The sequence below is a fragment of the Klebsiella sp. WOUb02 genome, assembly GCF_050058015.1.
Lineage (GTDB): Bacteria > Pseudomonadota > Gammaproteobacteria > Enterobacterales > Enterobacteriaceae > Klebsiella.
Window position 1 is genome coordinate 3,969,065 of the sequence record NZ_CP170110.1, and the last position, 10,741, is coordinate 3,979,805.

Below are 10,741 nucleotides of genomic sequence, written 5' to 3' on the forward strand. Positions count from 1 at the left end.
TTCCCTCCTGATACTTTTCCCTTCCTCTGTGGTCTACTTACCGCGCTTTGTAGAGGTTTCTCATAACTAACCTTCACGCACTCTATTAACCTGCTTGCTTATATCGCGTAAGTGAGGGGGGTTTTATCTCATCTTTTTCCAGGTTTTCTTGCATGAAATATATTAGAACGATGACGCAGCAGACGCTCAGTATATGGCTGGCGCTGTACATCGGCTGGTTTATGAACGTTGCCGTTTTTATCCGTCGCTTCGACGGTTATGCTCAGGAATTTACCTTCTGGAAAGGCGTTTCCGGCTTTGTGGAACTGGTTGCGACCGTGCTGGTGACCTTCTTCCTGCTGCGTCTTCTGTCGCTGACGGGACGGCGGTTATGGCGAATATTAGCCACCCTGGTCGTGCTGTTCTCCGCGGCCGCCAGCTACTACATGACCTTCCTCAACGTGGTCATTGGCTACGGTATTATTGCCTCGGTGATGACCACCGATATCGATCTTTCCCAGGAAGTGATCGGCTGGCATTTGATTCTTTGGCTGGTGCTGGTTAGCGCGCCGCCGCTGCTGCTTATCTGGAATAACCGCTGCCGCCATACCCTGCTGCGGCAGATCCTCACCCCGGGTCAGCGGGTGAAGAATATTGCTATTGTCCTGCTGGCGGGGCTGATGGTCTGGGGGCCGATTCGCCTGCTTGAGGTTCGCCAGAAGAACGTTGAGCGGAGTTCCGAAGTGGATATGCCGAGCTACGGCGGGGTGATCGCTAACTCCTATCTGCCCTCGAACTGGCTCTCCGCGCTGGGGCTGTACGCCTGGGCGCAGGTGGATGAATCTTCCGATAACGGCTCCCTGATTAATCCGGCGAAGAAATTCACCTACGTTGCGCCGCAGGGGCTGGATGACACTTACGTGGTGTTTATCATCGGCGAGACGACCCGTTGGGATCACATGGGGATTCTGGGATATAACCGCAACACCACGCCGAAGCTGGCCGAGGAGAAAAACCTCGTGGCCTTCCGCGGCTACTCCTGCGATACCGCGACCAAGCTCTCTCTGCGCTGCATGTTCGTTCGCGAGGGCGGGGCGGAAGATAACCCCCAGCGTACGCTGAAAGAGCAAAACGTCTTTGCCGTCCTGCATCAGCTGGGCTTTACCGGCGATCTCTACGCCATGCAGAGCGAGATGTGGTTCTACAGCAATACGATGTCAAACACTATTGCCTATCGCGAGCAGATTGGCGCCGAGCCGCGTAACCGCGGTAAGAGCGTCGATGACATGCTGCTTATCGATGAGGTGAAGCGTTCGATGCTGAAGAACACCCGCGGCAAGCACCTGATTATTCTGCATACCAAGGGGTCGCACTTTAACTATACCCAGCGCTATCCGCGCAGTTTCGCCCAGTGGAAGCCGGAGTGCGTCGGCGTGGACAGCAAATGTTCGAAAGCCGAGCTGATTAACTCCTACGATAACAGCGTGACCTATGTCGACCACTTTATCGTTAGCGTGCTGGATCAGCTGCGGGATAAGAAAGCGATAGTCTTCTATGCCTCCGATCACGGTGAGTCGATCAACGAGCGCGAGCACCTGCACGGGACGCCGCGCAAGATGGCGCCGCCGGAGCAGTTCCGCGTGCCGATGATGGTGTGGATGTCGGATAAGTATCTGGAAGCGCCTGACCACGCGGCCTCGTTTGCCCGACTCAAGCAGCAGGCGGCGATGAAGGTCCCGCGTCGTCACGTTGAGCTGTACGATACTATTATGGGCTGTCTCGGCTATACCTCGCCGGATGGCGGGATTAACGAGAATAACAACTGGTGCCGCGTGCCCGGAGCGAGTAAATCCGCGCAGGAATAACGAGAGTGGTGAGTTTCTCGCCGCTTGAGTGATTTTTTCGTAATAAGGCATTGACGGGTGTGGGTCTCAGCAGTAAGATGCGCCCGCATTCGGTGATTGGCGCAGCCTGGTAGCGCACTTCGTTCGGGACGAAGGGGTCGGAGGTTCGAATCCTCTATCACCGACCAAATTTAAAAGCCCGCTCTTAGAGCGGGCTTTTTTGCGTCTGTGGCCGGTGAGGATGAGAACCTCCGGGGGCAGAGGTTCGACTCGAGCGCAGCGAGAGAACGTTGCTTTAGCAACGGCCCGTAGGGCGAGCTATCCTCTGCGCGTAATGTTTGCCAGTTAAGCGGCGTTCCGTTCACCATACGTCTGGCAGACCATGCAGCCCCGGCGCCAGGTGACCGGGTTAAGGGGAAGATAACCGTCTTCCCCTTAACAATCCCCGCGGTCTCGCACGGAAATCGGTGCTGCGCACTGCGCTCACCTCCCGGCCTGCAGCCTGCGGTCGGCTCAACTCGACCTGCTCGCCCGTTCCGGGCTCGCTCCTGTCTCGATTCGCCTCTTGCCGCCATCCCTGGCGGCCAGCCCTTGTCTTCCGGCCTTCGGTTCGCCGATTTCAGCGGGGAGCCAGGGCCTCGCTGCACGCCTTTTCTTCACTGAACGCTCAGCATCGCGGGGATGGGGGCGGGTATGAAGCGATGGTATGAAGTAAGGGAATGAGATGAAGATCCTGTCTCGATTCGCCTCTTGCCGCCATCCCTGGCGGCCAGCCCTTGTCTTCCGGCCTTCGGTTCGCCGATTTCAGCGGGGAGCCAGGGCCCTGCTGCACGCCTTTTCTTCACAGAAGGTTCTGTATCGCGGAGCAAGGGAGGGGCGGTACTATGCGCGTTGAGCGGACGTAGCGGGTGCGTGACTCTATCCGACTCGTCAAAAAGGCGCTGATCCCCGTTTCTACCCGCCTGTTTATCGTTTTGTGACATCTTCCATTGTATTTTTTTATATATGAACCGATCTTTTTTCGCGAAGCTTATGGATAACGGCAGCATTTTTCGCTGTGCGCTTTAACGTTCGCGCTATTAATCGCTCACATATTGGTCACATGGTAATAAATTTTGGCCATTTGCCAGAATTGCTTATCACTACATGTTGGAAGGTATTAAGGCATTTATGCTGGCTCAATGGCGCTAGCATAAATTTCTATGCTGAAAATAGCCTCGCGGAGTTTTTTTAATCTTTGCCTGTGGTTTCTCACCCCGGATGTAAAACCAGGTTGGCTGTATTGACGTTTTCCCATTCTGTTGACAGATTGTAGGGCATGAGGGGCATTTCATGGAGAATCCGCACTGCAACTCAGTCGTTTTTGTGAAAGGAATCCCCATCTCTCTCAGCGCCCTCGGGCACAACCGACCAGACCGGGTAAAAAATAAATAAAGGTCTGGCGGAAATATGCAAACAACATCACATCTGGAGCAGAATAATGAGTATTTCCTTGAAAAAGTCAGGGATGCTGAAGCTTGGCCTGAGCCTGGTCGCTCTGACCGTTGCCGCAAGCGTACAAGCTAAGACCCTGGTTTACTGTTCTGAAGGTTCGCCGGAAGGCTTTAACCCACAGCTATTCACCTCTGGTACCACCTATGACGCCAGACTCGGTGCCAATCTATAACCGCCTGGTTGAATTCAAAACCGGGACCACGGAAGTTATTCCTGGCCTGGCTGAAAAATGGGACGTGAGCGAGGACGGTAAAACCTATACCTTCCACCTGCGTAAGGGCGTGAAGTGGCAGGACAATAAAGACTTTAAACCGACCCGTGACTTCAATGCCGACGACGTGGTGTTCTCGTTCGATCGTCAGAAAAACGCGCAAAACCCGTACCACAAAGTGTCTGGCGGCAGCTACGAATACTTCGAAGGCATGGGCCTGCCGGACCTGATTAGCGAAGTGAAGAAAGTGGACGATAATACCGTCCAGTTCGTGCTGACCCGTCCTGAATCGCCGTTCCTCGCCGACCTGGCGATGGACTTCGCCTCCATTCTGTCAAAAGAGTATGCTGACAACATGCTGAAAGCCGGCTCGCCGGAAAAAGTGGACCTGAACCCGATCGGTACCGGCCCGTTCCAGCTGCTGCAGTACCAGAAAGATTCGCGCATCCTCTACAAAGCGTTCCCGGGCTACTGGGGCACCAAACCGAAGATCGACCGCCTGGTCTTCTCTATCACGCCTGATGCCTCCGTGCGCTACGCGAAGCTGCAGAAAAATGAGTGCCAGATCATGCCGTATCCGAACCCGGCAGACATTGCGCGCATGAAAGAAGATAAAAGCATTACCCTGCTGGAGCAGCCGGGCCTGAACGTCGGCTACCTCTCGTTCAACACCGAGAAGAAACCGCTGGATAATGTGAAAGTTCGCCAGGCGCTGACCTATGCGGTCAACAAAGAAGCGATCATTAAAGCCGTTTACCAGGGCGCAGGCCAGTCGGCGAAAAACCTGATTCCGCCGACCATGTGGGGCTATAACGACGACGTTAAAGACTACAGCTACGATCCGGAAAAAGCGAAAGCGCTGCTGAAAGAAGCCGGCATGGAAAAAGGTTTCTCTATCGATCTGTGGGCAATGCCGGTACAGCGTCCGTACAACCCGAACGCGCGCCGTATGGCCGAGATGATTCAGGCCGACTGGGCTAAAGTTGGCGTCCAGGCCAAGATCGTGACCTACGAGTGGGGTGAATACCTCAAGCGCGCGAAAGCGGGCGAGCATCAGACCGTGATGATGGGCTGGACCGGTGATAACGGGGATCCGGATAACTTCTTCGCGACGCTGTTCAGTCTGCGCGGCGGCGAAAGACGGCTCCAACTACTCCCGCTGGTGCTACAAGCCGTTTGAAGATCTGATTCAGCCGGCTCGCGCAACCGACGACCATAACAAGCGTGTTGAACTCTACAAACAGGCCCAGGTGGTGATGCACGATCAGGCTCCGGCGCTGATTATTGCCCACTCCACCGTATTTGAGCCGGTGCGTAAAGAAGTTAAAGGCTACGTGGTCGATCCGTTAGGTAAACACCACTTCGAAAACGTCTCAATCGAATAAAAACAGTGTGGTCCCCCTCTCCCTTCACCGGGAGAGGGAATTGACATTTGTGAGCAATGCAGACGTCCTGTCACCAGGCAGAGCGTCACTATAGAGAATCCGGGTTATGTTGCAGTTCATCCTCCGACGTTTGGGACTTGTCATCCCAACATTTATCGGTATTACCCTTCTCACCTTTGCCTTCGTGCATATGATCCCCGGTGACCCGGTGATGATTATGGCGGGCGAACGTGGTATTTCCCCTGAACGTCACGCTCAGTCTGCTGGCCGAAATGGGCCTCGATAAGCCGATGTGGCAACAGTATGCCCACTATATCTGGGGCGTGCTGCACGGTGATTTAGGCATCTCGCTGAAAAGCCGTATTCCGGTATGGGAAGAGTTTGTGCCGCGCTTTAAGGCCACGATGGAGCTGGGCGTCTGCGCGATGATTTTCGCCGTCGTCGTCGGTATTCCGGTTGGCGTACTGGCGGCGGTAAAACGCGGTTCTATCTTCGATCACACCTCCGTAGGCCTCGCGCTGACCGGCTACTCCATGCCTATCTTCTGGTGGGGCATGATGCTGATTATGCTGGTCTCGGTGCAGCTTAACCTGACGCCGGTCTCCGGGCGCATTAGCGATACCGTATTCCTTGACGATACCCTGCCGCTGACCGGCTTTATGCTGATCGACACCGCTATCTGGGGCGAGCCGGGCGACTTTATCGATGCCTTGATGCATATGATCCTGCCCGCCGTGGTGCTGGGCACCATTCCGCTGGCGGTGATTGTGCGTATGACCCGTTCGTCGATGCTGGAAGTGCTGGGCGAGGACTATATCCGCACCGCGCGCGCCAAAGGGCTAACCCGAATGCGCGTCATTGTGGTCCACGCGCTGCGTAACGCGATGCTGCCGGTCGTCACGGTCATCGGCCTGCAGGTGGGCACGCTGCTGGCGGGCGCCATTCTGACTGAAACCATCTTCTCCTGGCCTGGCTTAGGGCGCTGGCTTATCGACGCGCTGCAGCGCCGCGATTATCCGGTAGTGCAGGGCGGCGTTCTGCTGGTCGCGACGATGATTATCCTCGTCAACCTGCTGGTCGATCTGCTCTACGGCGTGGTGAACCCGCGTATTCGGCATAGGAAGTAAGGGGCCATCATGTCACAAGTTACTGAAAATAAAGTTGTCGCCGCACCGGTGCCAATGACCCCGCTGCAGGAGTTCTGGCACTATTTCAAACGCAATAAGGGCGCGGTCGTCGGTCTGGTGTACGTGGCGATCATGATTATCATCGCCGTATTTGCCAACTTCATCGCGCCGTATAACCCGGCGGATCAGTTCCGCGACGTGCTGCTGGCGCCGCCTGCCTGGCAGGAAGGCGGGAGCTTCGCGCACCTGCTGGGGACCGATGACGTGGGCCGCGATATCCTGTCGCGCCTGATGTACGGCGCGCGCCTGTCGCTGCTGGTCGGCTGCCTGGTGGTGGTACTGTCGCTGATCCTCGGCGTCGTGCTTGGCCTGGTGGCGGGCTATTTCGGCGGGGTTGCGGACTCTATCATCATGCGCATCGTCGACATCATGCTGGCGCTGCCTAGCCTGCTGCTGGCGCTGGTGCTGGTGGCCATCTTCGGCCCGTCGATCGTTAACGCCTCGCTGGCGCTCACCTTTGTCGCCCTGCCGCACTACGTGCGCCTGACCCGCGCGGCGGTGATGGTTGAGGTCAACCGCGACTACGTCACCGCTTCGCGCGTGGCGGGGGCGGGAGCGCTGCGTCAGATGTTCGTCAATATTCTGCCTAACTGCCTTGCGCCGCTGATTGTTCAGGCCTCGCTGGGCTTCTCTAACGCCATTCTCGATATGGCCGCTCTTGGCTTCCTTGGCATGGGTGCGCAGCCGCCGACACCGGAGTGGGGCACCATGCTCTCCGATGTGCTGCAGTTCGCGCAGAGCGCCTGGTGGGTCGTCACCTTCCCGGGTGTCGCGATCCTGCTGACGGTGCTGGCATTTAACCTGATGGGCGACGGTCTGCGTGACGCGCTCGATCCCAAACTGAAGCAGTAAGAGGTTCGAGATGGCGTTATTAAATGTTGATAAATTATCGGTGCACTTCGGCGACGAAGGGACGCCGTTCCGCGCCGTAGATCGCGTGAGCTACAGCGTGAATCAGGGCGAAGTGGTGGGCATTGTCGGTGAATCCGGTTCCGGTAAATCGGTGAGCTCGCTGGCGATTATGGGGCTGATTGATTACCCCGGCCGCGTGATGGCGGACAAGCTGGAGTTTAACGGTCGCGATCTGAAGCGTATTTCGGAAAAAGAGCGCCGCCAACTGGTGGGCGCCGAAGTGGCGATGATCTTCCAGGACCCGATGACCAGCCTCAACCCGTGCTATACCGTGGGCTACCAGATTATGGAAGCCATCAAGGTGCACCAGGGCGGCAATAAAAAAACCCGCGTTCAGCGGGCGATTGACCTGCTGACGCTGGTGGGCATTCCCGACCCGGCATCGCGCCTCGACGTCTATCCGCACCAGCTCTCCGGCGGGATGAGCCAGCGCGTGATGATTGCGATGGCGATTGCCTGTCGGCCGAAGCTGCTGATCGCCGATGAGCCAACCACCGCGCTGGATGTCACCATCCAGGCGCAGATCATCGAGCTGCTGCTGGATCTGCAGCAGAAAGAGAATATGGCGCTGGTCCTGATTACTCACGATCTGGCGCTGGTGGCCGAAGCGGCGCACAAAATTATTGTGATGTACGCCGGCCAGGTGGTGGAAGCCGGCGACGCGAAGGATATCTTCCGCGCGCCGCGCCACCCGTATACCCAGGCGCTGCTGCGCGCGCTGCCGGAGTTTGCCCAGGATAAGGCGCGGCTGGCGTCGCTGCCGGGCGTGGTTCCCGGTAAATATGACCGCCCGAACGGCTGCCTGCTCAATCCGCGCTGCCCGTATGCCACGGACCGCTGCCGCAGCGAAGAGCCAGAACTGAACGTCGTGGACCACGGACGTCAGTCCAAATGCCACTTCCCACTCGATGATGCCGGGAGGCCAACCCTATGAGCACCGAACAGGCCACCGCGCAACAGTTGCTGTTGCAGGCCATCGATCTGAAAAAATACTATCCGGTGAAGAAGGGGCTATTTTCCCCTGAAAGGCTGGTCAAGGCGCTGGACGGCGTCTCCTTTACCCTCGAACGCGGCAAAACGCTGGCGGTGGTCGGGGAGTCCGGCTGCGGGAAATCAACCCTAGGCCGCCTGCTGACGATGATTGAAATCCCCACCGGCGGCGAGCTGTACTACCAGGGACAGGATCTGCTGAAGCACGATCCGCATGCGCAGAGCCTGCGTCGGCAGAAAATCCAGATTGTGTTCCAGAACCCGTACGGCTCGCTGAACCCGCGTAAAAAGGTGGGGCAGATTCTGGAAGAGCCGCTGCAGATCAACACCTCGCTGAGCAAAGAGGAGCGTCGTGAGAAAGCGCTGGCGATGATGGCGAAGGTGGGGTTGAAAACCGAGCACTACGATCGCTATCCGCATATGTTCTCCGGCGGCCAGCGTCAGCGTATTGCTATCGCCCGTGGTTTGATGCTGGACCCGGACGTGGTGATTGCCGATGAACCGGTCTCTGCGCTGGACGTATCGGTGCGCGCGCAGGTGCTGAACCTGATGATGGACCTGCAGCAGGAGATGGGGCTCTCCTACGTGTTTATCTCCCACGACCTGTCGGTTGTTGAGCACATCGCCGATGAAGTGATGGTGATGTACCTCGGGCGCTGCGTAGAGAAAGGCTCGAAAGAGCAGATTTTCGGCAACCCGCAGCACCCGTACACCCAGGCGCTGTTGTCGGCTACCCCGCGTCTGAATCCGGACGATCGCCGCCAGCGCATTAAGCTGACCGGCGAGCTGCCAAGCCCGCTGAATCCGCCGCCGGGCTGCGCGTTTAACGCCCGCTGCAGCCGCCGCTTCGGACCCTGCACCCAGCTGCAGCCGCAGCTGAAGGAGTATGGCGGTCAGCTGGTGGCCTGCTTTGCCGTTGACCAGGACGAAAACCAGGATAAACACTCCGCCTGACGATCCCGCTGCTGCTGAAGGGCGAACGCCTTTCGGCAGCAGCGTACTTGCCTGCTGCCCTTTTCCACCGCCGAACAATGCGCCCTCTTTTTAAATGCATCAGCCAGTCGACCTATATGTACAAAGTTGTAAAAGGGTTAAACTATATTAAATTGATTATATTGAACGCCTGTTATGCTTATCCGATATAAATGGTTGGAATAAAAATCTGGTTATTTTTAGTAATAAGGTGAATCTGAGAGGCGCATTAAGATACCTCCTGGAAAATGGAGCTATCATTTCGCATAAGAACTGATAGGGTAAACGCATAATTATCAGTGAATTAAAGCCGCTCTGACCTATACCCGGATACAATCTGTCGCATAGCCGATCGTCCTGATCAACTTAACTTTATGAAAAACAATAAAATACTCTATGCTCTGGAGGTATAGGGTCTCAATAAAAGCAGCTAAAATATAATGAATTTAGAATCATGGGGTTGTCTATGAACCATTATGATGATTTGCAGCGCTTCAAGGAAAAGACTCGGACACAAAGTCTTCATTTCAAGGACCTTTCATCACAATCAGCCGCCCGGGAACAGGGCGATTGGGTTATCCTCAATCAGCTCGCTCCCGGGGAAAAAGAGTCCTCGCTGGCAATGGGAGGGTCGGTGTCGCTACCCCTGCCGCAGCAGGTCCCCGCGGATACGTTTCTGTGGGTTGAGGCTGCGCCAGCGCAGGCCGCTCCCGAGCCCTCTTCGCCGATCCTGACGCCGCAGCCGGCCCCCGCTGCCGTCGTGCCGGCTGCCGCTGCGCCGCGCCTGCGCCGGTAACCACGCCCGCGCCGGCAATGAGCGCTGCGCCTCGTCCGCTGCCGGCACCGCAGCCGGCCGCGGAAGGCTATGCGCATCTGTTTGCGACGAAAGTCGCTGCACCTGCGGCTAAAGATAAAGATCAGCCGCTTAAATCTCTTTTAGAAAGGATTGCGACATGCCGCTGATCTGCGTGTGTTCCCCAAAAGGCGGCGTGGGAAAGACCACCCTCGCAGCAAACCTGGCCTGGTCGCTGGCGCGCGCGGGTAGCAAAGTTCTGGCACTCGATTTTGACGTCCAGAACGCGTTACGCCTGCATTTTGGCGTCCCGCTAGGCGATGAGCGCGGGTACGTGGCGAAGGCGCTCGAGCTGCACGACTGGAGCCAGTGCGTGCTAAGCGCGGGCAGTAATATCTTCGTGCTGCCCTATGGCGACGTGACCGAAGAGCAGCATCAGGCGTTTGACGTACGGCTCGCCAGCGATCCGCATTTCCTGACGCGCGGGCTGTCGGCGCTGCTCAACTACCCGGGCCTGGTTATTATCGCTGACCTTCCTCCTGGCCCCTCTCCGGCGCTGGCGGCGTTAACGCCGCTGGCGGACCTGCACCTGGTGCCGCTGCTGGCGGATACCGCCTCGATGTCAACGCTATCCCATGTGGAAAAGCAGCGCTTAACCGGCGGTGAACTCAATCACAAGCTCGGACACTTTTTCGTGATAAACCAGAGCGATAATCGCCGTCAGGTGAGTCGTGACGTGGTTGCGTTAATGGAGGATAAGCTGAGCGACCGCCTGCTGGGCATTATCCACCGTGATGAAAGCGTCGTAGAGGCAAATGCTTCCCAAAAGTCGATTCTCGACTTTAATTCATCCTCTTCAGCCGCCTTTGATATTGAAATTATTGCAAAAAAAATCTCTGCGCTGTTGGGTATCAATATTGGCGACGGCACGGTGCACAGCCAGCCTCGCATGTCAGGGCTTTAACTTATTGCAG

General features: G+C 56.8%; 4 protein-coding genes, 1 tRNA gene, 1 other RNA gene and 4 pseudogenes. All 10 read left to right on the plus strand.

What is annotated here, in order from left to right; all coding sequences use genetic code 11:
• The first annotated feature begins 152 nt into the window (after positions 1-152).
• The 10 genes and pseudogenes from eptB to bcsQ all read left to right on the plus strand — a co-directional run bounded on the left by eptB (position 153) and on the right by bcsQ (position 10,731).
• Entirely contained in the window at positions 153-1,844 is a 1,692-nt protein-coding gene (gene eptB, locus ABOC21_RS26260) for a kdo(2)-lipid A phosphoethanolamine 7''-transferase (protein WP_426813817.1), read from the plus strand.
• Positions 1,845-1,934: 90 nt separating this feature from the next.
• Positions 1,935-2,011, plus strand: a tRNA-Pro gene (locus ABOC21_RS26265).
• A gap of 32 nt (positions 2,012-2,043) precedes the next feature.
• Positions 2,044-2,175: non-coding RNA, RtT sRNA (locus tag ABOC21_RS26270), on the plus strand.
• Positions 2,176-3,303: 1,128 nt separating this feature from the next.
• Positions 3,304-4,913 (plus strand): annotated as a pseudogene (gene dppA / locus ABOC21_RS26275) (dipeptide ABC transporter periplasmic-binding protein DppA).
• Positions 4,914-5,019: 106 nt separating this feature from the next.
• Positions 5,020-6,040, plus strand: a pseudogene (gene dppB, locus ABOC21_RS26280) (dipeptide ABC transporter permease DppB).
• Positions 6,041-6,049: 9 nt separating this feature from the next.
• Positions 6,050-6,952, plus strand: a complete 903-nt coding sequence (gene dppC / locus ABOC21_RS26285) for a dipeptide ABC transporter permease DppC (RefSeq protein ID WP_426813818.1) — start codon at positions 6,050-6,052, stop codon at positions 6,950-6,952.
• Between the two features lie 10 nt (positions 6,953-6,962).
• Complete coding sequence (dppD, locus tag ABOC21_RS26290) at positions 6,963-7,946, plus strand: dipeptide ABC transporter ATP-binding protein (protein ID WP_095102794.1); 984 nt, start codon at positions 6,963-6,965, stop codon at positions 7,944-7,946.
• Complete coding sequence (gene dppF, locus ABOC21_RS26295) at positions 7,943-8,956, plus strand: dipeptide ABC transporter ATP-binding subunit DppF (RefSeq protein ID WP_426813819.1); 1,014 nt, start codon at positions 7,943-7,945, stop codon at positions 8,954-8,956. Before dppD ends, dppF begins: the two co-directional genes overlap by 4 nt.
• A gap of 484 nt (positions 8,957-9,440) precedes the next feature.
• A pseudogene (gene bcsO, locus ABOC21_RS26300) lies at positions 9,441-9,937 on the plus strand (cellulose biosynthesis protein BcsO).
• A gap of 1 nt (position 9,938) precedes the next feature.
• A pseudogene (bcsQ, locus tag ABOC21_RS26305) lies at positions 9,939-10,731 on the plus strand (cellulose biosynthesis protein BcsQ).
• Positions 10,732-10,741 lie beyond the last annotated feature (10 nt).

Bases quoted from the DNA above. Each gene is read 5' to 3' on its own strand.
- dppF (WP_426813819.1), top strand. From the start codon at position 7,943: ATGAGCACCGAACAGGCCACCGCGCAACAGTTGCTGTTGCAGGCCATC.
- dppC (WP_426813818.1), top strand. From the start codon at position 6,050: ATGTCACAAGTTACTGAAAATAAAGTTGTCGCCGCACCGGTGCCAATG.
- eptB (WP_426813817.1), top strand. From the start codon at position 153: ATGAAATATATTAGAACGATGACGCAGCAGACGCTCAGTATATGGCTG.
- dppD (WP_095102794.1), top strand. From the start codon at position 6,963: ATGGCGTTATTAAATGTTGATAAATTATCGGTGCACTTCGGCGACGAA.